Origin of the sequence: Mesorhizobium sp. KR9-304, from assembly GCF_040049215.1 — a bacterium.
Classification (GTDB): domain Bacteria; phylum Pseudomonadota; class Alphaproteobacteria; order Rhizobiales; family Rhizobiaceae; genus Mesorhizobium_K.
On the sequence record NZ_JBDZDN010000008.1, the window covers coordinates 13,301 to 34,863 of the forward strand.

The following is a 21,563-nucleotide window of genomic DNA, read 5'->3' on the forward strand; positions in this document are numbered from 1 at the left end:
CGTCTTTCCGGGTTCGACCGGACGCGAAACGCTGACGCTCCTTTTGATCTGGAGATGGAAATGCAGCTTATCTTGAATCCGGTGCCGTGGCCGAGTGGAGCGCGTTGCGCGGTCGCCATCACTTACGATCTCGATGCCGACAGCCTGATCCACATCGCAAAGCCGGAAAACGCCGACACCTTTGTGTCCACCCAGTCCCTGCTTCGCTATGGTGCTCTGGTCTCGCTTCCGCGCATTTGCCGGATCTACGAGCATTTCGGCTTGAGGCAGACTTTCTTCATGCCTGCCTGGTGCGTCGAGCGTTATCCGGCGGCGGTAGAGACCATACTCAAGGGCGGCCACGAGATTGGACATCACGGCTACATCCATGAGAGCTACAATCAGCTGTCCAAGGATTTTGAGAGCTACTGGTTCGAGCGCGCCATCCGCGTATATGAGAAGCATGTCGGCTATCGCCCGCGTGGGTTTCGGGCGCCGCTCAACGAGTTCTCCAAGTTTACGCTCGACCACCTGATCGAGGCCGGAATCGCCTATGACAGTTCGCTGATGGGCGACGACGTTCCGTATCTGCTGACAAGCCGTAACAGGCCCGGAAGCGTTCTGGAGATACCGCAGTTCATTGCCAATGATGACTATCCGCAATTCATGCACAATTGGGATCTCGGCATCGAAATGCCGATACAGTCGCCGCAGCGCGCGAAGGATGTCTATCTCGCCGAGTTCGACGCACAGTATGAATCGGGCGGCATGTGGATGACGGTTTGGCATCCCTTCCTCAGCGGCCGCACGTCCCGGGCCAAGATGCTGGTCGAAATCGTCGAATACATCGCTGCGAAGGGCGACGTGTGGTTCGCGACTATGGGCGAAATCCACGACCATGTTCAGGGTTGCATCGCCGCGGGAACGTGGAATCCGCGCACGGATGTCCTCCCATTCGACGTATCTCCGATCAAGGAACTGTCGCCGTTTCACGCGTGAACGCGGCTGGGTGCAGGCAAGGAGACGCTTGCGCGCAGCTGACAAGTAAAATTAGCTGACAAACAAAAATGGGGAACAACAATGGTCACTTACGAAAGGCTTAGCAGGGCAGGGCTCATCGAGGATGCAGGCGACGGCCTGCTCCGCATCCGAACCCTCGGCAGTCCCATGTCGAGGCGGCATTTCTGCAAACTGATGGCAATGGGCGCAGCCACCGCGATGGGATCGTACCGCCCGGCCATGGCTGCAGGCGAAGTTCGCTTCATGGGCTGGCAAGGATATGACGAGGCCTTCAACAATGGAGGATTCGCCAAAAACAACGGCATCACGGTCAGCGCGACCTATCAGAATGACAATGGCCACGCGATGACCATGATATCCAATGGCGGCATGGGCAACATGGATATTGTGACGCCGGATACAGCCTATACCAAATTGATGGCTGAAGTGGGCATGCTGTCGCCAATCGACCTGTCGCGGGTGCCAAACTTCGGGGACCTCGACCCGTTCTTCCAAGACAATCAGGGTATCCGCGTCGACGGTAACGTTTACGCGCTTCCGGTTGCCTGGACGATCATCCCGCTGATGTACAATCCGGCATTTGTGAAGGAAGTGCCGCAGTCCTGGTACGACCTGCTGAAGCCCGAGTTCCAAGGCAAGGTCGGAATGACCAACGACCTGATTTCGAACATGGTCGTTTTCGGCCTGGCTGTCAGCGGACGCAAGGACGCAACGCGTATTTCCAAGGCGGAATTGAAGGAAATGCTGGCCTTGATGGTCAAGCTCAAGAAGGAGCAGGCCAGGACCGTGGTCTCCAGCTACGGCGAACTTACCGACCTCCTCTCCAGTGGGGAGATATGGATCTCACAAGGCTGGGTCCCGGTCCAATTGTGGGCCAAGCAGAAAGGCGCAGAGATACACTGGACAGTGCCGAAGGAAGGCGCGCATGTGCCGATCGATTGCATGGCCATCGTCAAGGACAGCCCGAACCTCGACGACACCTACACGCTCTTGAACAACGCGATCGGGGCCGAAGGACAGGCTTACGCCGCGAATATCAACGCAACTGGTGTGGTCAACACGAAAGCGATACCGCTGCTAAAGCCCGAGATCCTTCAGATCCAGCCGCATGATGACATTGTCGGCTTCTTCGAGAAGGCGACCGGCGGCCAGCCTCTCCCGCTTTGGCCGAGCGAGCCCGAGGGCGATCTTGCGACGTTCGATGACGTGCTCGATGCCTGGGATAAGTTCCTCGCAGCCTAGGATCGATCGATATGTAGATCGGTCTTAGGGCGGCCGTGACAGGTTGGGTTCGCTGGCGGCTCTATTGCTGCAGCGAATCCGTTGTTGCATCTTTTCAACCTCGACAGGTGAACACAGGGGGCATCTGGATGAGCGCGCTTGTCCAACTTAGACGGGTATCCAAAGCCTACGGCGTCGTTAAGGCCGTGGAGCCTTTGGATATCGAAATCCAAGCCGGCGAGTTCATGGCGATCCTCGGACCGTCGGGCTGCGGCAAGACGACCCTGCTGCGCATGATCGGCGGCTTCATCCAGCCGTCGACGGGAGAGATCATTCTGGACGGTGTCGACGTTACAAGGCTGGGGCCAGAGCGTCGCCCAACCAACATGGTCTTTCAAGGCTACGGCCTGTTTCCGCACATGAGCGTCGCGCAGAACGTCAGCTACGGTCTCAGGTTGGCCCAAGTATCGTTGCCGGAACGAAAACGGCGCGTCGAAGAAGCGCTGGCGCTGGTCCATCTCGAGGATTTCGGAGAACGCCGGATCGAGCAATTGTCCGGTGGCCAGCGTCAGAGGGTCGCGCTTGCGCGGGCGCTCGTCATGCGCCCCAAGGTGCTGCTTCTCGATGAGCCGCTGGCTGCGCTCGACCTCAAGCTGCGTCGCGCCATGCAAGAGGAGTTCAGGCGCATCCACGCCCTTATCGGCGGCACCTTCATATTCGTCACCCACGACCAGGAGGAGGCGATGTCGCTCGCGACACGTATTTGCGTCATGGATCGCGCTCGCGTCGTCCAAGATGGCACTCCGGAAGAGATTTATCGCAGGCCCGCGACACGATTCGTTTCACGCTTCATCGGCGAAGCGAACTTCTTCCACGGTGTGGCCCAGTCCAACGTCGTCACCTTGCGCAACGGCGCATCGTTCAGCGCGAAGGTTAACGACGGCGAGGTCGATTGTGTGGTGCGACCTGAAGATATTTGCCTGCCAGACCAGGGCGGATGCGACATAAGGGCCGAAGCGATTGTGGAAAATGTGACGTTCCTTGGCCATCACCGGCAATACCGGCTCTCCAGTGTTCTGGGAGACGACATCATCGTATCGTCGCGCGATCGAAGCCCAGATATCGATGTTGGGTCGACTGTCACGATCGGATGGCGCGTTGCCGACCAACGGATAGTTTCGCAATGAAAGACAGGTCGCTCTCCATTCGGGCGGCGCTGCAGCTCGCTCCAACCATTGGCGTACTGTTGTTCGTCTTCGTGCTACCAACGGCCTATTTCTTCGTCATATCGTTCTGGCGCGTCCGAGCCTTCAAGTTGCGGCCGGAGTTTACTTTTGATCAGTACCGACAAGTCCTTGCCGAATTCTCTGACCCGTTGCAGTTCACTCTCGCGCTTGCGTCTGTCGTTGCGATTGTGACTGTGCTGATCGCACTTGGGTTTGCCTATTTCTGCCGTTTTCAGGCCGGCCCCGCGGGACCGGCTTTTATCTTCCTGGTGTTGGTCACGCTCTTCGGCGGATATCTCACCAAGATCTACATGTGGAAGACCATCCTCGGCTCGGCCGGCATCCTGAACACCGCGCTTATGGAACTCGGGCTGATCGACAGCCCGATCACTGCGCTTCTCTACAGTCCGGTCGCTGTTATCATCACGCTTGTACACTATACGCTGCCACTTGCGATCCTGCCGATCTACGGGGCGCTCCGCGGCGTTGAAGATGTGCCACTGGAGGCAGCTCGCGATCTCGGCGCGGGTCGGTTGCGGACGTTTTTCGATATTGTCTTGCCGCAGATCCGGTCAGGTATTGTCGCGGCCTTCAGCCTCTCCTTCATTTTCACGGCCGGGGACTACGTGACGCCACTGATGGTCGGCGGTCCCAACGCGTCGATGATTGGGGTCTTTATCCAGAACCAGTTTGGAAACCGCTTGAATTCGCCTCTCGGGTCTGCGCTTTCGTTCGTCGTGATTGCAAGTTGCATGGTGATCGTCCTGGCGTTTGCGACCGCAATGGTGTCCGTGACCAGGAGCCGGAGATGACCTCGATGCACCGGTATGCCTGGAACGGTTTCGGTGCCGCGGTCATCGGCTTCATGCTGTCGCCTCTGGTCGTCCTCGTGGTGTTCTGTTTTTCGTCCAGCCCGCTCTTGACGCTTCCGATCGAGGGCTGGTCGCTGCATTGGTTTGCCGACGCCTTCGCCCGTCCCGGATTTCTGCTCGCTTTCCGCAACAGCCTTATCGTGACTGTCTGCGTGGGGGCGACGTCTACGATCATCGGAACCATGGCGGCCATGGCCCTGAGTACCATGCGACCGGGGTTGTCGGTCGGGCTGATGCTAGCTGTGACGGTTCCAATCATGGCACCGCCTTTGCTGCTGGGCGTGGCGCTGCTCACCTTCTATTCGACCTGGCTCAACCTGACGCTTGGCCTGCCCACCGTCATCCTCAGTCATCTGGTGTTCACGCAGCCATTCGTTATTCTCGTCATCAACGCGCGAATGGCTTCATTCGATCACGCCGCGGTTGAGAGCGCCCGTGATCTCGGGGCCGGACCACTGCGGGCGTTCTTCGATGTGACGCTGCCCATTATCGCGCCCAGCGTCGTCGGTGGCGCGCTGATTGCGATGGCCCTGTCGCTTGACGATTTCCTGGTCACTTTCTTCACGATCGGCGGCAGCAACACGCTTCCCACCTTCATGTGGGGTATGCTGCGAAAAGGTGTCGATCCAAGCATCAATGTGGTGGCCACGCTGATCATGCTGCTATCGATCGGCACGACTGTCTTTGGCCTGCGCATCACGCAGTACAGAGGCTAGTCGACAAGCGCGGCAAGGCTACTCTCGGGGCGGCAGCGCTACTCTCGGGGCGGCAGCAATTCCAGGAACTTGCTGGCCGCGAAGTAGCGCGGGCTGGCTGCGTTTGTGACGAGAAAGATGTCGTCCTCAAGGCCGTTGATTAGGTCTGTCACGGCGCAGAGCTTTCCCTGCTCAAGTTCCGGCAATACCGTGTCATTCGGCAAGAGAGCCACACCCACGCCAGCCATCAGAAGCCGCTTCAGCTCTCCATAGTCGAGAGATTGACCGGCCTTGCGACGGCCCCAGCCGTAACGCAGCCGGAAGTTCTTCACGATCTGGGCTTCGTCCGTCCCTGGAATGACGAAAGCTTCGTCTGCGAGAGCCTCGAAGTCGGCCGTGATGCGATTAGCCAAGGGATGCGTAGGCCCACACACGACCAGATGCCGCTCGCTGAAAAGAAACTCGTAGCTCAAACGCGAATCCATGCGCGGATCCGGACAAATGCCGACGTCCGCATCGCCGTTCAGCACCATATCCTCAATTTGAGGGTAGGGGGCGACATGTATGCTGAGTTCGGCCCTGGGATACTTGACGGCGAAGGCGCGTATTGTCCGGTCGAAGCGGTCGCTGACGATGTTTCCCACCGTGGCTATCTGCAACTGGATGGTCAACTCATTGTCGATCTCGTCTAAAACCGTCTGCAGCGACCCGATGAGTTGGTCTAGCTTGGCGGCAAGTTCGGCGAGCTGGATGCCATGGTCAGTAAGAGCAAATCCCCCCGGACCTCGCTCGCAAAGGATTTTGCCTAGATAATCCTCGAGCCGCTTGAGCGCACTGCTGACAGCCGGCTGCTGACGCGACATTGCCTTGGCAGCGTTCGTCACCCCGTCGTTCTTCACGATCTCGTGGAAGACCTTGATCAGATTCCAATCCAAGTTCCGGACAAACCGGCGTGCCGACAGAGATTCGCTAAGCTGCCGTTCAGCCCTGTTTGCCATACGAATCCTCTGAATCATCAACCAGACAACGCGTGTGACCGCGGGGCTCACGCCGCAGATCGGTACTCTGGATTGATACAATCAATGCTCTAGATTGATGTTTAAAACGTTTAAGCAATAAGTGTCAATCCTTATAATATGCCAGTTGAAACTTGAATATTGATTATAATGTAATCGCATATTTGAAGTATAAATACAGTTATCGTATTTACACCTTCAATTCGGTGAGGGGACTTTAAGCGCCAACAGCCCAAGGTCTTTTCGTTTGTCAGCGTTATCATCTCAGAACGAGGTTAGGGGACTATGGGACAGGGACCGCACGAACACGATGGCCATCACGACCATTCACATCCCGATGAGATAAGAAACGCGACGGATGGAACCCAGGCGCTGGAGCGGCTGTCGCGCATTTCCCAGACAAAGCAGGCTGAAGAAACCGCCCGATCCCTGGAATTGGGCCTCGAAGCCGCGCCTTCGGTGATCGATCGCAGCATTTCGCTCTTTAGCCGCGGTCATCAGCCTGCCTTCGCGGGCATCAATACCTTCATGAAAGTTCCCTACTGCGAGGACATCCGCAAGGTCGGGCAGTACGAAGCCGCATTCGTCGGCGCTCCGTTCGATTCGGCGACCACCTATAGACCTGGCACGCGCTTCGGCCCTCAGGCCGTGCGCCGCATCTCGGCCCTTTACGATGGTTACTGGTTCGACGGCGGCGTCGATATCTATGAGGAATTGGACCTGTGTGACGCCGGCGACATCTTCGTCATCCCTGGCAATATCGAGAAGACCTTCGACCAGGTCACCAAGGCCGTATCGCACATCTACACCTCCGGTGTGTTCCCGATCATTTGCGGCGGCGATCACAGCCTAGGGTTCCCGAATGTGCGAGGCATCGCGCCCCACATCGACGGAAATGTCGGCATCATCCACATCGACCGTCACATCGATATTCAGGAGAAGGATATGGATGAGCGGATGCATACCACGCCGTGGTTTTGGACCACGCATGAAGGGCGCGAGACGACCCACCGAGACCACAGCCACATGCATGATGTCGGGCTCCCGAACTGCCATCCCAAGAATCTGGTGCAGCTCGGAATCGGCGGATGGTACGGCAATCGTCCGGGCAGTGCGGTTGCGCATAGGCGGGGCACCAGCGTCATGACAATGTTCGACCTGGAGAAGCATGGCGCGCGCAAAGTCGCGGAAATGGCCTTGGAGATGGCTTGGGACGGTTGCAAGGCCGTCTACCTGTCGTTCGATATCGATTCGATTGACCCCGGTTTTGCCCCAGGTACGGGCTCGCCGGAGCCGGGTGGCCTGATGCCGCGCGAGGCGTTCGAGATCATTCGCACCATTGCCGCCGAGGGACTATGCGGCATGGAGGTCGTGGAGGTGTCCCCGCCTTACGACGTCAATGACAATACCGCGCAGCTCGCGTGCCGCGTCGTCCTGGATACACTCGGGACGCTGATCGCCAACGGCAAGCTAGGTCATCGCGAGAAAGCGCGATTGCCCGGTGCTCGCTGAGCAGGTGCTGTTCACCGTCTCTCAACCTTGTCAAATCGAGGCTCGCTATGCTGAAAACTGCCGCTAGATTCCTGTTGACCGCCGCGGTTGCTTCGCTGCCGTCGCTTGCACTCGCGCATCCTGAATCGGGAAGCGCCGTAAGCTTCGCCCATGGGTTTTCGCACCCCGTCGGCGGTCTGGACCATGTGCTTGCCATGGTTCTCGTCGGCATGCTGGCGGTGCAACCTGGCGCGCGCGCGGTGTGGTCAGTCCCACTGACGTTCCTTTCAGTCATGGCGCTTGGCGGATTGCTGGGGTTCTTCGGCGTTGAACTAACCTTTGTCGAGACGGGTATAGCCGGCTCGACTGTCGTTCTCGGCGCCATGTTGGCGTTCGAAATTTCGCTTCCCGTGATGGTTGTCACGCTTTTGACAGGTTTTTTCGCACTATTTCACGGCCATGCCCACGGCGCGGAAATGCCTTCAACCGCTGGTCTTCTGGCCTACGTGACCGGGTTCATCGTGGCCACGGCAGGTCTCCACATCGCGGGTCTTCTAGCAGGGCTGGCTTTTGTCAATGCCTGGCTGAGAAATGGAACGTTGCTCCTCAAAGGCGTTGGCGCAGCCGCCTCGCTTTCCGGTGTGGCTATCCTATTTGGCGTGATCTGAAATGCGGATTGCATTCCTTCGGCGCCTATCGTGTTTGCGCCGTAGTTTATACTGGCTCGCTTCAGTCAGGGCGGGGCGATATCGAAATCATGCCCCCGCTGACCAAGTCGCGAAACGCGATAAACGCATGTGATGCATTAGTCAGCGACCGCAACGGATTCGCATCGCCTACCGCCCTGCTGCTCCTGGCAGGGGGAGAAGGCAAAGTCACCGGACCAAAATTGCTCTCAGATCATTTACATTTGTTCCGGTCGGGCCGGTTACAAAAAGATCGCCTACGGCTTTGAACGCTGTCCAGGCATTGTTGCCGGCGAGCATGGCCTTGGCATCAACGCCGACGGCACGCATGCGGGCGACAGTGGAGCCGTCGCAGAAGGCACCGGCATTGGATTCCGAACCGTCGATGCCGTCGGTGTCCGCCGCAAGTGCGTTGATGCCATTTAGCCCGTCGATGCCGATGGCGAAAGCGAGCAGGAATTCAGAGTTGCGGCCGCCCTTGCCCTTCGCGCGCAGCGTCACCGTCGTCTCGCCGCCAGACAGGATCAGCACCGGCTTGGTGAAAGGACGGTTGCGTGTCGCCACTTCCCGCGCGATCGCGGCATGGACTGAACCGACCTCGCGCGCCTCGCCCTCTAAGGCATCGGACAGGATGACCGCTTCAATGCCTTGTCTCCTGGAGTCGGCAGCGGCTGCCTCCAGCGAGACCGAGGCAGAGGCGATCAAATAGACCTCATTGCGCGCGAATTTTTCGTCTGCCGGATCGGGGGCAGTGGCCGCACGAGAATTGATGTGCGCCATGACGGCGTCCGGGAATTTCATGCCGTAGGCTGCTATCGCGGCCAGCGCGTCGGCGCGGCTGCCGGTATCTGGCACAGTCGGACCGGATGCGACAAGTGCAAGATTGTCGCCGGGAATATCTGAAACGACTAGTGAGACGACCTTGGCCGGCCAGGCCACGGCGGCAAGGCGCCCACCCTTGATTGTGGAGATGTGCTTGCGGATGGTATTCATTGCCGCGATCGGAGCGCCTGAGGCGAGCAACGCCTGATTAACTGCGATCTCGTCGGCCAGTGATATGCCCGGAGCAGGAGAGGGCAGCAAGGCCGATCCTCCGCCGCAGATTAGCGCAACGACGAGATCGTCATCTGTCAGACCCGCGACTTTCTCGAGCAGGCGGCGCGAGCCCATCAGTCCCGCCTCGTCCGGCACGGGATGCGCTGATTCAACGATCTCGATGCGCTCCGTCGGGGCGGAATAGCCGTAGCGCGTGATGACCAACCCATCGATCGGCCCATCCCATGCCTTTTCGAAAGCCACGGCCATCTGCGCCGCGCCCTTGCCGGCGCCGACGACAACAGTGCGGCCCTTCGGCTTTTGCGGCAGGTGGCCTCGGATTGTTAGTTTCGCGTCGGCTGCGGCAACAGCCGCATCAAAGATCGAGCTCAGGAAGGTTTTTGGGTTGAGAGGTTCCGAGGATGTTGAGAGATTTCGAGCGTTGGCCATAGCTCATGTTTCATCCATGACGGCCTTCGATGCCCAAGCGCTCCATTAAGGTTCTATAGAGATTGGACGTCCTGACCAGAGTGGAGCCGTGACGATCGATGAGATCACCAAGCCGGTCCGCGCCAGATACGGATGATAAGGCCCCCCAGATCGATGAAAGTTCCTCCGTCGCCTCTCTGGCAAGCTTTATGTCGTGTGACCCGCACGCTGATAGGATTTCGCGTCGGGTGACCGCGCCGACTCCGGGGACCGTTTGCGCGCCCGCATTGCTGTAGCCTTCAGGCAGATCGCCTTTCAGATTGGTCACACGACGGTTCACGATCGCATCGATGATCTGGTCCACCGCCTGCTTGGCGCCTTCAACGCGCGAAGGGTGATCTGTGTCCGCGGCAACATGGGGAAGCAGTTCGACTTTGCCCCGATGTCGCACCTCCAGCGGAAGATATGGCGCGAGCGGCCCGCGCACGCTTCCGTCCGCGTTGCGGAACAGATCCGCGTCGATGGAGGCATGACGTACCTTGCCGGATGTCAGGGCCGCGTCGAGCGCCCCGACATCGACCAACTCCCCGCGATCGAAGTTGATCAGAACGGCATTGTCGGACAAGGCAAAAAGGACCTCCTTTCCTATAATCCCGGCGTTGGCGTATTCGCCCTTTTCACGGTTCATACCGCCGAGCCCTACATGCGGCGTAATGACAGCGGCACCCTTGGCGGCTTCGATGATGGTGGCGGCGTAGGCGAAACCTTCGGATTCTATCCAAGGCCGATGTTTTTCCCTCGCATGCACGGTCACGTGCATACCGAAGCTCTTGGCGAGTTTTGCGACCTGTCGGCCGATATTGCCGTAGCCTACAACCGCTATCCGCGTGCTTTCGAGTTTCTCGGTTGGAAATTCCTTGAGATTCTTTCCGGTGTCGAAATCGGCGCCCACGACGCGCCGATGCAGGGCATCGACATCAAGATCGGGCAGAACTCTCAACAGCGACTTGAAGACCATTTGCGCGGTGGCGCGGCTGTTGAAGCTTGGCGTATTCATCAGCGGGGCGCTGCCGCCGACGCCATCGCTTCCACCCCAGGACCGCGAACCCATATTGCCGGTTCCCGCTCCGATCCGCACGCCGCCTTCCGGAAAGACCGAATCTGCCGGCAGGAAGGTTGCCGCGGCGATCACTGCGTCATAGCGGGCATCCTGGGTGACCGGCAGCAATTCGGCTTCGGTGGACAGATCCGGCTGGTAGAAGAAATGGATTCGTCCAGGCTCGAGCGCCGCTCGGTCCGTCAGCGGCCCGTCATGGAAGACGCCGCCTCTGGCTTCGATGTGCCTTTGCACCTCGGAATGGTCCGCTCTCGCGTAAGGCGCCGTGCGTCTCAAGCCGACAGGATCGGCGATCAGGACCGTGGCGGTGCGTCTCTGGACCAACTCGGCCGAGACGCTCCCCGGAGCGGGGAGAAATTTTCCTTTCTTGCCCATTTCTTCCTCAAGAACCACAACCTTCGCGCGCCCGTAGGCATAAGCAATATTTTCGAGAAGCGCGGTGACATCGGTGGGAAGGCGGATGCCGCCGATCCAGGCGCGGTAATCGCCAGGGGTTCCCGGGAACGCGTTGACATAGCGGGCTACGTCCAAGCCGCGCTCATGCTCGCCGTTCGGGTGCGTGATTCCCTCATAACCCAGCAGTTGTTTCGAACGCATCACGATGCGCGCCTGAATGGCCGGGTCGGAGATGTCGGGATCGACTATTTTCAGCAAGGTTACCGCGGTTCCCCGGCTTTCCGGGTTTGCGACGCCCAATTGCAGGAGGTTTTGGCCGGCAATCCATTCTTCGACGGTTTCGCGGTTCTGCCCCGATCTGCGGTTCAACTCGGCGAGCGGGCCGATCATGCGCTCGCAGCGAAGAAGGCCGAATGTCGTCTCGGCAAAAGCGAGTATCGAGTAGGTGTTGATGATCCCACCCAGCATCTTGTCCTGTTCGGGATCGTAGAAAGGCCCAACCTGGACAGTGCGGGTGCCGGAAATCGAACGCTTCGGGTCCACCGGCGCCGCAAGTTTGAACTGACGCGGAATGGCGAAGCATGGATCGCTCTGGTTGCGCTCGATCAACGCGAGCGCCTGCGGCGTGAACGAGGCGATGAAATAGCCGGACACGCCGCCGATCGCTTTCTGGAAAGGGGTGAACATGCAAATCTTGGACATGGCGTCGCGGATCGTCGCCGGTTTCCACGGCATTGCTCCGAGCATAGATGTTACGTCGAGAACGGCGTGACGATTGTCCGGATCGCGCCCGAGCCATTCCAGTAGATTGTTCATGTCTTGTTGCGTGTAGGTGGTGGCGCCGGTCGTCTCGTGTCCCACGCCGATAAAGATTCGAATTCCGAGTTCATCGAGCTTGTCGGCAGATGGGATCGCGCCTTCGCCGTCAGCGAAATGCAGGCGGCTTTCATCACCACCCCGGCTCTTTCGGTGCAGTTCGATCAGTTGCGCGCCCCAGGATTGCCGAAAGAACCCGCCCGAACCACCGGTCGGTGTTTCGGGGCGCGACGTGTCGATAAAAATGTGCTGATTTAGATCGGACGTGTTCAGCAGGTGGAGGACACAGACCGTAAAGCCGCTGTGTCCGCCTCCCAACCCGACCGCTATTTTGTTGGCCTTGGGGAATTCGAAATAGCGATGAATCTCGCGCATCATGTCGCAGAGAATCTTGTCGGCCGGATAGCCCCGATGCATGCTGCGGGCGAGTTCGCCGGCGGTAAAGGCGCCGATATCCCGCCCGGTATCGTCAAGCTTCCTGTAGCGGCTCTCAAGCCACGCCTCGAACTCGAACCGTAACCGGCGGCGCTCTACTTCGTCGGATGTGCCGTCGGTGATTGGACCTACGCCGAAAAAGGGGTTTGATACACGCCTGGGTGGGCAAGCGCCGGCATCGTCCAACGCCCGTTGACGTTGTTTTTCCAAGACATGAAGGTCCGTCATCATTCCTCTCTCTTGCAACGGCTTCTGCATCCGCCCGTGCCTACCCGCGGCGACATGGCACCAATCTATCGATAGTGTGGTTCCTGTCAATAAGAGGAAACAAAAATTCCTCCCATGAAAATAAGTGCTGATGATGTACCCTCATGCAACGTGTTTCCTCGGCGCAAAACAGCTAATCACCGCCGAGAAGGAGAGTGTTATTCAATGACCATGGATTCAACGGACCGGAAGCCGTTGGCGGGCGGTCAAGAAAGTGTCCTCCGTGCCTTTTCGCAAGGCAGTCAGCGACGAGCGTGAAAAGGTACTGGAGGTGGCCATAGGCCGGGAAGTGCGCGCCGTGCGCAGGAAGCTCGGGATCACTGTTGCGGATCGTTCGGCCTCGACAGGCATATCGCTTGGAATGCTATCCAAGATCGAGAATGGCGTCACGTCGCCTTCGCTGACAACCTTGCAGACCCTTTCACGGTCGCTGGGCGTGCCGCTGACCTCGCTCTTTCGCGCCTATGAGGAAGAGCGCAACGCGGTGTTCGTGAAGGCTGGAGAAGGCGTCGACGTGGAGCGCCGTGGCACGCGCGCGGGCCATCAGTACACGTTGCTCGGCCACATCGGTTCGAACACCAGCGGCGTGGTAGTGGAACCTTATCTGATCATCCTGACGGCGGACTCGGACGTGTTTCGCACCTTCCAGCACGACGGGATGGAACTTCTCTACATGCTGCCACCTCTACCAACTGACTCCAGGAGACAGCTTATTCTTCGACGCCGATGCGCCCCACGGGCCTGAAGAATTGACCAAGCTGCCAATGCGGTACCTGTCCACTATCTCTTATCCGGCAGACCAGTTGACCGAGCAAACCTGATTCCGAGTAGTTCGACTAAAAGGGGCCAGCGAACGTCACTCGATCCGTTCGGGCCGGCGCTCAGGTAGATTCGACGCTCATGCGAACGAGCTCGTCCCACAGGCTTTCGGCAAAACCCCGCAGAATCATGAGTTCGAATAAGTTCGTGTCCTTTCGGATGAGGTGCGCGGCGATATGCCCGAAGAGTGTGGTGGTGGCGCTGCCGAGAGGAAATTGAGACAGGGTTAGGTCCACTCCCGTTCCTTTAGCCAGAACTTGCTCGACTCTGCGACCCTCGATCCGGATTCGAACGCGGCCGTGGCTTTGATCGATTACGTAGGCTCCTTTTGGCAAAGCGGCGAAATATGTGGCTTGCGCCTGCACGGTGAGTGGCGCATCGCCCACCACGTACCACTGTTCTGGGCCGGCGCCGTAGAGACACGAATCGGCGGCAGGCAGCGGCACCTGCGAACGCTGGGCGATGCTCAGGAGTTGAAATACATGCCCTTCTGGCAGCGGAGCCAGAACGATATCATTGCTCGCGATTGCCGATCGGCCAGTCAATACAGAGTGATGAGCGACCCGATATTCAGCCATGGAGCTTCTGATTCTCCTTGTCGAAAAAGACCGGATCGCAGAGGCGTCCCGGTGTGAACTCGTTTTGCAGGCCATTCCAGATTAGGATCTCTTCGCCGTGCCGCTCGCGACCGCGTGTTACGAGCGCTAGTCCGATCGTCGAACCGACATGCGGCGAGAAACAGCTCGACGTCACATATCCCTGGTCGTTCTCCAATGTCGGGGCCGAGTCTTTCTCCAGTATGTGGGAGCCTGAGCGGAACGACTTCGACGGATCGAGGGTGACCACGCCAACCAGCTGAGCGCGATCTGCGGAGTTTAGAGCCTCACGCCCGAGCATCGCCTTGCCGATGAAGTCAGCCTTCGCGGTGGACACCATGCGACCGAAGCCAAGGTCGTCCGGCACGACCGTTCCATTGATTTCGTTGTGCGTGACGTGGCCCTTCTCGATGCGAAGCACCGTCAGTGCCTCGACGCCATAAGGTTGAATGCCGTGGTGCTTGCCGACTTCCATGAGGATGTCGGCAATGCTTGCGCCGTAACCGGCGGGGACCGCCAGTTCGTAGGCGAGTTCACCGGAAAATGAGATGCGGAACAGACGGCCGTGCAGTTGTCCGCCAAGCAGGGATACATCCCTCGCTCCGAGAAACGGAAACGCCTCGTCTGAAATATCCGCGTCTACGATCGCTTGCAGGATCGCACGTGATTTCGGTCCGGCGATCGCCATTTGCGCCCACTGATCGCTGACGGACGCAAGCTTCACATCAAGCTCGGGCCACAGAACCTGCGCGCAGAATTCGAGATGGGTCATGACCGGCGCCGCGTAGGCAGTCGTCGTCGTCATAAAATACCGGTCTTCGGCCAGTCGGCTGGTTGTGCCGTCGTCGTAGATCATGCCGTCCTCGCGCAGCATGAGGCCGTAGCGCGCCTTGCCGACCGGCAGCTTCAGAAAGGCGTTGCAGTAGACGCGATTGAGGAATTCGGGAGCGCCGGATCCGCAAATTTCGATCTTGCCGAGCATGGATACGTCGCAGAGGCCAGCGTTCTTGCGGACGTTGACTACTTCTCGGTCGACGCTTTCGCGCCATGTCCTCTCGCCATTGCGCGGAAACCAGGAGGAGCGGTACCAAAGGCCCGTCTCGACAAAGACGGCGCCGTTGTTCTTGGCCCAGTCGTGCAGAGGAGATTTTCGAACCGGCTGGAAATGGTAGCCGGCCGACGCGCCGGTCAATGCGCCGAACGACACGGGTGTATAGAATGGGCGGAAGGTGGTCGTGCCGACTTGCGCGACGGAGACGCCACGGCGCTCGGCAAGGATCCCGATCGCGTTGATGTTGGAGAGTTTGCCCTGGTCGGTCGCCATGCCATTGGTCGTGTAGCGCTTGGCAAGTTCGACATCGCCATAACCTTCCTGAACGGCGAGATCGAGATCGTTGGCGTGGACGTCGTTCTGAAAATCGACGAACGCTTTGCCTTTTGCTTTCTTCACACGCCACAAAGTCTCGGCCGAAAGGACCGACACGTCGCCGTCGACGGCGCCGAAATCGGGCACCGATGCCTTGAAGCCAAGATCGTGCGCGAGGTCGACCGCCTTGCCGCCGCCGCTTCTTAGGCTGGAATAGAGACCCCAGGCGGATGTCACCGATCCTGCCAACGCGAGATCTTTAAGGGTCGCAGGTGCATGAAACGCGGCGGCTTTTTGCGACCACTCGGGTTTGCCCCCGCGATGGCAGGCGAGGTGAATGATCGGGCTGAAGCCGCCCGACATGGCCAATGCATCAATCTCGATACGCCGGGTTCGACCGTTATTGCTGACGTCGATTGACGACACACGCTTGCCGCCATGCGCATCGGTGACCACTGCCCCGCGGATCACAGGCGCTTTGGCTTGATAGCGATGGCTGCTTTCGGCCCGGCTGTCGACGATGGCTGCAAGGCTGACGCCTGCCTGCTCCAGATCGCGCGCGAGGGCATAGCCGCTGTCGTTGGTCGTGAAGATCGCCACCTTTTGGCCGGGAGCGACGCCGAAGCGGTTGAGATAGGTTCGCATCGACGAAGCAAGCATGACGCCGGGAATATCGTTGCCGCCGAAGACCAGCGGCCGTTCTTCGGCGCCGGTCGCCAACAAGGCTTTCCGAGCAACTATTCTCCAGAGCCGTTCGACGGGAACACCCGCAGGCGTCTCCGCCAGATGCTTGCCCACGCGTTCAATCGCGCCGAAGACATTATCGTCGTACCATCCAAATACGGTGGTCCGCTCCAGGATGCGAACGTTCGGCATCGAGACCAGTTCATCTCGGATCTGGCTCGCGAGCGCCGGCGCGGCTAATCCCCCGATCGTCGCGGTTTCCGAGAGCAGCGAGCCACCTGTCCGTGCATGCTCGTCGGCAATGATCACCCGCAGGCCCGCCCGTCCAGCGGCCAGTGCGGCCGATAGGCCGGCTGGCCCGGCACCGACGATGAGAAAATCGCAATGCGCCCAGCATTTTTCGTAAACGTCCCGATCCCTGTCATATGAAGCTTTCCCAAGCCCCGCGGCTTTGCGGATGAACGGCTCGTAGAACTTCTCCCACAACGGGGCGGGCCACATGAAGGTTTTGTAGTAGAAGCCTGCGTTCAGAAATGGCGACAACAGGCCGTTCAGCGCTCCGATATCGACCTTCAGCGAAGGCCAACGGTTTTGACTGCGAGCGACCAAGCCCTCGAACAATTCCTGCATGGTGGCACGGGTGTTCGGTTCGACACGTCCGTCGGTTCCGATCGTCAGCAGGGCGTTGGGTTCGGACGAGCCGGCAGTCAGGATCCCACGGGGGCGGTGGTATTTGAAGCTGCGGCCTACAAGTTGTTGACCGTTCGCAAGCAAAGCGGAGGCGACGGTGTCTCCGGCCAAGCCCTCCATCTTCGTTCCGTCGAAGCTGAACCGCAGCCGGCTTGTCCGGTCGATGTCGCCGCCGGAAGCTAGTCTATAGGACGTCATGCCGCGTCTCCGCGCCGAGTCGCGTCACGGCTCTCATAGATTGCATGCGTCGCGGTATCGCGTGTGACGACCAGCCAGCGGCGGCAGCCGGATGTATGATGCCAATATTCATCGTATCGGCCGCGAGGGTTGTCGCGGAGGTAGACGTAGTCGAACCAGTCTTCGGCTGGCGCTTCGTGAGAGGGGCGCGACAAAGCCGCACCCTTGATGGTGAATTCTTCTTTGGGGCGGCGACCGCAATGCGGGCAGAGGATAAGGCTGGCCATCGTGCTATCTCAATGGAGGTTCGGCTGTGCGCCCACGCCCTTTTCGTCGACCGTCGCGCCGCGGGCAAAGCGGTCGAGCCGGAATGCCTTGGCGGTCGGATGCGATTCGTTTTTAGCTATGAGGTGAGCGTAGCAGAAGCCGGAGGCGGGCGTGGCTTTGAAGCCGCCATAGCACCAGCCGGCATTCAAGTAGAGATTGGCAATCGGCGATCGGTCGATGATCGGCGTGCCGTCCATCGACATGTCCATAACGCCGCCCCATGAACGCATGACGCGAACTCGCGACAAGGCAGGGATCAGCGCGACGCCAGCTTCCGCCACGTGCTCGACCGTCGCCAGGTTGCCGCGCTGCGCATAGGAGTTGTAACCGTCCAGATCGCCGCCGAAGATCAACCCGCCCTTGTCCGACTGCGACACATAGAAGTGCCCTGCGCCAAAGGTCACGACACAATCGATGAACGGCTTCAGACCTTCCGATACAAACGCTTGCAGGACGTGACTTTCCAAAGGCAGCTTGATGTCCGCCATCGAGGCGACCCGTGACGAGTTGCCTGCCGCCGCGAGAGCGAGCTTGCCGCAACCAATGAACCCTCTGGTGGTCTCCACTCCGATAATCCGCTTGCCTTCGCGGCGGATGCCTGTCACCTCGCACTGCTGGACGATGTCGACGCCGCGCCGATCAGCACCTCGCGCATAGCCCCAAGCGACCGCATCATGCCTCACGGTGCCGCCGCGCCGATGGAGAAGACCGCCCTGAATCGGAAAGCGGGCGCTCTCGAAATCCAGGAATGGCAGCATGTGCCTGACTGCGGCACGATCGAGCAGTTCCGCGTCGACGCCATGCAGGCGCATGGCATTGCCGCGGCGGACGAAGGCATCCCGCTGGGCGTCAGTGTGGCAAAGATTGAGCACACCGCGCTGGGAGACCATGGAGTTGAAGTTGAAGTCTTGTTCCAGGCCTTCCCAGAGCTTCATGGACAATTCGTAGAAGGGATTGTTGCCGGGCAGGAGGTAGTTGGCCCGAATGATCGTGGTGTTTCGGCCGACATTGCCCGAGCCGATGTAGCCCTTTTCAAGCACCGCAACGTTTATGATCCCGAATTCTTTCGCGAGATAGTACGCGGTTGCCAGGCCATGGCCTCCACCACCAATGATCACGACGTCGTATTTCGGTTTTGGTTGCGGCGCGCGCCAAGCCGGAGCCCAATGATGGCTGCCGCGCAGACCGTTAATAAGAATCGATAAAGCTGAGTAACGCATCGCGAAATCCGAGTCGACAAGCAACCTACCGTCGAATGCACGTCGAAGAATTGCATCAGTGAGACAATATCAGATATAGGTGGGCCATGAACTCCATGAGTAGACTCTCGCAGACGTTCGGCTTCGCGCTGGTTCCCGGCTTTGCCTTGATGTCTTACGCGTCGGCGACCGAACCACTTCGGGCAGCAAATTTGCTCGCTGGGCAGGAGCTGTTCACCGTGGTTCCGCTGTCGCCCGACGGAAACCCAGTGATCAGCTCATCAGGCGTTCTGGTTCCCACTCGGCGGCTTGACCAGGTAAGCGGTCTTCACACAGCCTTCGTCTGCGCCGGTGGCAATCCTGCCCAGTGGCAATGTCCCGAGATAATCGGCGCCTTACAAAAATTCTCCCGCGCCGGTGTTCGGATCGGTGGGATTTCCGGCGGGGCATATCTTCTCGCGGCGGCAGGCCTTTTGCAGGGACGTGACTTCACTATACACTGGGAGCACGCGCCCGCGCTCGTCGAAGCATTTCCGACGTTATCGCCGCGTCACACGCGCTTCGTCATAGACAACAACCGGATAACTTGCGGCGGCGGAGTTGCGCCGTTAGACATGATGCATGCCCTCATCATGGAACGAATGGGTGCCGATTTCGCTCGCCGCGTCAGCGACTGGTACCTTCACATTGCAGTTTCAGAGCACTCTGCGCCTCAGCGCGCGTCGATCGCCGAGCGATACGGTGCGCATCATCCAGTACTATTGAATATTCTTCAGAAGATGGAAACTACCGTGGAACAGCCGTTGGACAGACGGTCTATGGCTGCCTTCGCGGGCGTCAGCGAACGTCATCTCGACCGCTTGTTCGCCGGCCATTTGGGGGTCGGATTTCAAAACACTTATTTGAACCTGAGGCTGAGCCATGCCCGTCGCCTGCTTCAGCAAAGTCCTCTCACATTGGCCGAGATCGCCTTCGCGACAGGCTTCTCGAGCGCGTCGCATTTCTCGCGTTGCTTCAAGTCGAAATATCGCCAGACGCCGCGGTCCGTACGCGTCAGTCATATCTTTAAGCCGGCCCGAGGGATTGGATTTAAGATCCTTGCCCGGGGTACCCACATCTAACTGCGACCCCAGCGCTAATGCTTGCGTCACTTGGCTGCGACCGGGAAGCATCGCAGCTAGGATCAGGACTCATTGATCCAGAAGATGAAGGCAGCAGCGAAGGCGATTGCTGACAGGAATGTGTGCGCGCATCGGTCGTATCGTGTGTGGATGCGTCGCCAGTCCTTGAGGCGGGCGAACATGTTCTCGATCCTATGGCGCTGCCTATAGAGCAGCGGATCATAGCTGTGTTGGACTCGGTGCTTGGCGTGAGGCGGGATGCAGGGTGTGATGCCTTTGCCGATGAGCGCCTCGCGGAAGCCAGTGGAACTGTAGGCCCGGTCGGCCAGCAGATGACGGGCAGGTGGGAGTTCGTCGAGCACGGCAGCAGCGGTTCTGTGATCGTTGGCCTGGCCTTCGCTCAGGTGCAGCAGCAACGGACGTCCCTGATCGTCGCAAACCACCTGCAGCTTGGTGGTCAGACCGCCTCTGGTGCGTCCGATACATCGGGGTAGAGCCCCTTTTTGAGCAGGCTGGCTGCCGTGCGATGCGCCTTGAGATGGGTGGCATCGATCATCAGCTTGTCGGTGCCGCCGCCACGGGCCGAGAGTTCGGTCAGAATGCGGTTGAACACACCCAGCCGGCTCCAGCGAATGAACCGTTATAGATCGTCTTGTGCGGACCATAGGCGGCCGGCACATCCCGCCAACGCAGCCCATTACGGATCACGAACAGGATCCCGCTCAGCACCCGTCGGTCATCGACCCGAGGCACCCCGGGCGAGCGTGGAAAGAATGGCTCGATCCGCCGCATCTGCGTCGTCGAAAGCAGTAACAAATCACCCATGGGGGCCACCTCCAGCCACCTTGAATCACCACCGCTCCTTCAACTCAATGAATTAATGGGTCTTGAACATAGTTGCACCACATGAATAAAATATTCTTCCCAGTTGATTTCCGATTTGGGCTCTGGTACTGAGTTCCGGCGATTAAAGGAGGGCATAACCGTGTGCGGGATCATTGGTCTATTCCTCAAGGACAAGTCCCTTGAGCCTGAACTCGGTGCGTTGCTTTCGGACATGCTGGTCCTGATGACGGATCGCGGACCTGATAGCGCGGGCATCGCGATTTATGGCGCAGGTAAGGAGGGCTTCTCCAAGACCACCGTGCAGTCGCAGGCGCCAGGATCAGATTTCGAGGGACTCGCTGCCGACTTGCAAAAGGCAATCGGCGTAAAACCAAGCGTGCAGATCAAGTCCACGCATGCGGTCATCACCCTGCCGACCGATCGGGTGGCCCAGGCGCGTGAAGCCATCGAGGCGCTGCGGCCCGGAATTCGCGTCACGGGGTCGGGGGAATACGTGGAAATATACAAGGAAGTCGGCTTGCCGGAGGATGTGGCCAAGCGCTTCGACCTTGCCGCCATGACTGGCACCCACGGTATCGGCCACACCCGCATGGCGACCGAATCCGCGGTCACCACCATGGGCGCGCATCCGTTCTCCACCGGTCCGGATCAATGCCTTGTCCATAATGGTTCACTGTCTAACCACAACAACCTGCGGCGCGAGCTGATCCGCCAAGGTATGACATTCGAAACGGAGAACGACACAGAAGTCGCCGCCGCTTACCTGTCGTCCAGAATCGGCAAAGGGATGAATCTCGGCGAGGCGCTCGAGGGCAGCCTGAGGGATCTAGACGGCTTCTATTCCTTCGTCGTCGGCACACGGAACGGCTTCGGTGTGGTGCGTGATCCCATCGCCTGCAAGCCCGCGGTCATGGCCGAAACGTTACGCTACGTGGCTTTCGGCTCCGAATACCGGGCGCTCGCCAATCTTCCCGGCATCGAGGATGCCAGGGTCTGGGAGCCCGAGCCGTCCACCGTCTATTTCTGGGAGCATTAAG

General features: G+C 59.2%; 16 protein-coding genes and 2 pseudogenes. 10 read left to right on the forward strand and 8 right to left on the reverse strand.

Annotated features, from left to right (window positions below):
* The first annotated feature begins 60 nt into the window (after window positions 1–60).
* The 5 genes from ABLE71_RS25030 (at window position 61) to ABLE71_RS25050 (ending at window position 5,034) form a co-directional block, all read left to right on the forward strand.
* Window positions 61–978, forward strand: a complete 918-nt coding sequence (locus ABLE71_RS25030) for a polysaccharide deacetylase (RefSeq protein WP_348786206.1) — start codon at window positions 61–63, stop codon at window positions 976–978.
* 201 nt (window positions 979–1,179) lie between these two features.
* Complete coding sequence (locus ABLE71_RS25035; RefSeq protein WP_348786207.1) at window positions 1,180–2,241, forward strand: extracellular solute-binding protein; 1,062 nt, start codon at window positions 1,180–1,182, stop codon at window positions 2,239–2,241.
* Between the two features lie 128 nt (window positions 2,242–2,369).
* On the forward strand, window positions 2,370–3,407 hold the full coding sequence (locus ABLE71_RS25040; protein WP_348786208.1) for an ABC transporter ATP-binding protein: 1,038 nt from the start codon (window positions 2,370–2,372) through the stop codon (window positions 3,405–3,407).
* Window positions 3,404–4,258: an ABC transporter permease gene (locus ABLE71_RS25045; protein ID WP_348786209.1), complete on the forward strand. Its 855-nt coding sequence runs from the start codon at window positions 3,404–3,406 to the stop codon at window positions 4,256–4,258. Before ABLE71_RS25040 ends, ABLE71_RS25045 begins: the two co-directional genes overlap by 4 nt.
* Entirely contained in the window at window positions 4,255–5,034 is a 780-nt protein-coding gene (locus tag ABLE71_RS25050) for an ABC transporter permease (protein ID WP_348786210.1), read from the forward strand. Before ABLE71_RS25045 ends, ABLE71_RS25050 begins: the two co-directional genes overlap by 4 nt.
* 38 nt (window positions 5,035–5,072) lie before the next feature.
* On the opposite strand, the gene ABLE71_RS25055 is transcribed toward ABLE71_RS25050, so the two are convergent.
* Entirely contained in the window at window positions 5,073–6,011 is a 939-nt protein-coding gene (locus tag ABLE71_RS25055; RefSeq protein WP_348786211.1) for a LysR family transcriptional regulator, read from the reverse strand.
* 303 nt (window positions 6,012–6,314) lie between these two features.
* Between ABLE71_RS25055 and ABLE71_RS25060 the strand changes: the two genes are divergently transcribed.
* Window positions 6,315–7,541, forward strand: coding sequence for an agmatinase family protein (locus ABLE71_RS25060; RefSeq protein ID WP_348786212.1), 1,227 nt, complete (start codon window positions 6,315–6,317; stop codon window positions 7,539–7,541).
* A gap of 47 nt (window positions 7,542–7,588) precedes the next feature.
* On the forward strand, window positions 7,589–8,188 hold the full coding sequence (locus ABLE71_RS25065) for a HupE/UreJ family protein (RefSeq protein WP_348786213.1): 600 nt from the start codon (window positions 7,589–7,591) through the stop codon (window positions 8,186–8,188).
* 207 nt (window positions 8,189–8,395) lie between these two features.
* Here the strand turns inward: ABLE71_RS25065 and ABLE71_RS25070 are convergent, their stop codons facing one another.
* Together ABLE71_RS25070 and ABLE71_RS25075 are read right to left on the reverse strand one after the other, a co-directional pair.
* Window positions 8,396–9,691, reverse strand: a complete 1,296-nt coding sequence (locus ABLE71_RS25070; protein WP_348786214.1) for a glycerate kinase — start codon at window positions 9,689–9,691, stop codon at window positions 8,396–8,398.
* A 10-nt stretch (window positions 9,692–9,701) separates the two neighbouring features.
* Window positions 9,702–12,662, reverse strand: coding sequence for an NAD(P)-dependent oxidoreductase (locus tag ABLE71_RS25075; RefSeq protein ID WP_348786270.1), 2,961 nt, complete (start codon window positions 12,660–12,662; stop codon window positions 9,702–9,704).
* 253 nt (window positions 12,663–12,915) lie between these two features.
* Here ABLE71_RS25075 and ABLE71_RS25080 point away from each other — a divergent pair.
* Window positions 12,916–13,522: pseudogene (locus ABLE71_RS25080) on the forward strand (helix-turn-helix domain-containing protein).
* 60 nt (window positions 13,523–13,582) lie between these two features.
* Here the strand turns inward: ABLE71_RS25080 and ABLE71_RS25085 are convergent.
* From ABLE71_RS25085 to ABLE71_RS25100, 4 genes are read right to left on the reverse strand one after another with little or no spacing between them, the layout of a single operon-like run.
* Window positions 13,583–14,098: a sarcosine oxidase subunit gamma family protein gene (locus tag ABLE71_RS25085; protein ID WP_348786215.1), complete on the reverse strand. Its 516-nt coding sequence runs from the start codon at window positions 14,096–14,098 to the stop codon at window positions 13,583–13,585.
* Complete coding sequence (locus ABLE71_RS25090; protein WP_348786216.1) at window positions 14,091–17,054, reverse strand: sarcosine oxidase subunit alpha family protein; 2,964 nt, start codon at window positions 17,052–17,054, stop codon at window positions 14,091–14,093. Before ABLE71_RS25090 ends, ABLE71_RS25085 begins: the two co-directional genes overlap by 8 nt.
* Entirely contained in the window at window positions 17,051–17,320 is a 270-nt protein-coding gene (locus ABLE71_RS25095; RefSeq protein WP_348786217.1) for a sarcosine oxidase subunit delta, read from the reverse strand. Before ABLE71_RS25095 ends, ABLE71_RS25090 begins: the two co-directional genes overlap by 4 nt.
* A gap of 9 nt (window positions 17,321–17,329) precedes the next feature.
* Complete coding sequence (locus ABLE71_RS25100; protein ID WP_348786218.1) at window positions 17,330–18,580, reverse strand: sarcosine oxidase subunit beta family protein; 1,251 nt, start codon at window positions 18,578–18,580, stop codon at window positions 17,330–17,332.
* 86 nt (window positions 18,581–18,666) lie between these two features.
* Here ABLE71_RS25100 and ABLE71_RS25105 point away from each other — a divergent pair, with 86 nt between their 5' ends.
* On the forward strand, window positions 18,667–19,680 hold the full coding sequence (locus tag ABLE71_RS25105) for a GlxA family transcriptional regulator (protein ID WP_348786219.1): 1,014 nt from the start codon (window positions 18,667–18,669) through the stop codon (window positions 19,678–19,680).
* A gap of 62 nt (window positions 19,681–19,742) precedes the next feature.
* Here ABLE71_RS25105 and ABLE71_RS25110 read toward each other — a convergent pair.
* Window positions 19,743–20,505 (reverse strand): annotated as a pseudogene (locus ABLE71_RS25110) (IS5 family transposase).
* Between the two features lie 160 nt (window positions 20,506–20,665).
* Here ABLE71_RS25110 and ABLE71_RS25115 point away from each other — a divergent pair.
* Entirely contained in the window at window positions 20,666–21,562 is an 897-nt protein-coding gene (locus ABLE71_RS25115; protein WP_348786220.1) for a glutamine amidotransferase family protein, read from the forward strand.
* Window position 21,563 lies beyond the last annotated feature (1 nt).

Excerpts from the sequence above, each read along its gene's own strand:
- ABLE71_RS25030 (WP_348786206.1), top strand. The coding sequence starts at position 61 with ATGCAGCTTATCTTGAATCCGGTGCCGTGGCCGAGTGGAGCGCGTTGC.
- ABLE71_RS25035 (WP_348786207.1), top strand. The coding sequence starts at position 1,180 with ATGGGCGCAGCCACCGCGATGGGATCGTACCGCCCGGCCATGGCTGCA.
- ABLE71_RS25040 (WP_348786208.1), top strand. The coding sequence starts at position 2,370 with ATGAGCGCGCTTGTCCAACTTAGACGGGTATCCAAAGCCTACGGCGTC.
- ABLE71_RS25045 (WP_348786209.1), top strand. The coding sequence starts at position 3,404 with ATGAAAGACAGGTCGCTCTCCATTCGGGCGGCGCTGCAGCTCGCTCCA.
- ABLE71_RS25050 (WP_348786210.1), top strand. The coding sequence starts at position 4,255 with ATGACCTCGATGCACCGGTATGCCTGGAACGGTTTCGGTGCCGCGGTC.
- ABLE71_RS25055 (WP_348786211.1), bottom strand. The coding sequence starts at position 6,011 with ATGGCAAACAGGGCTGAACGGCAGCTTAGCGAATCTCTGTCGGCACGC.
- ABLE71_RS25060 (WP_348786212.1), top strand. The coding sequence starts at position 6,315 with ATGGGACAGGGACCGCACGAACACGATGGCCATCACGACCATTCACAT.
- ABLE71_RS25065 (WP_348786213.1), top strand. The coding sequence starts at position 7,589 with ATGCTGAAAACTGCCGCTAGATTCCTGTTGACCGCCGCGGTTGCTTCG.
- ABLE71_RS25070 (WP_348786214.1), bottom strand. The coding sequence starts at position 9,691 with ATGGCCAACGCTCGAAATCTCTCAACATCCTCGGAACCTCTCAACCCA.
- ABLE71_RS25075 (WP_348786270.1), bottom strand. The coding sequence starts at position 12,662 with ATGACGGACCTTCATGTCTTGGAAAAACAACGTCAACGGGCGTTGGAC.
- ABLE71_RS25085 (WP_348786215.1), bottom strand. The coding sequence starts at position 14,098 with ATGGCTGAATATCGGGTCGCTCATCACTCTGTATTGACTGGCCGATCG.
- ABLE71_RS25090 (WP_348786216.1), bottom strand. The coding sequence starts at position 17,054 with ATGACGTCCTATAGACTAGCTTCCGGCGGCGACATCGACCGGACAAGC.
- ABLE71_RS25095 (WP_348786217.1), bottom strand. The coding sequence starts at position 17,320 with ATGGCCAGCCTTATCCTCTGCCCGCATTGCGGTCGCCGCCCCAAAGAA.
- ABLE71_RS25100 (WP_348786218.1), bottom strand. The coding sequence starts at position 18,580 with ATGCGTTACTCAGCTTTATCGATTCTTATTAACGGTCTGCGCGGCAGC.
- ABLE71_RS25105 (WP_348786219.1), top strand. The coding sequence starts at position 18,667 with ATGAACTCCATGAGTAGACTCTCGCAGACGTTCGGCTTCGCGCTGGTT.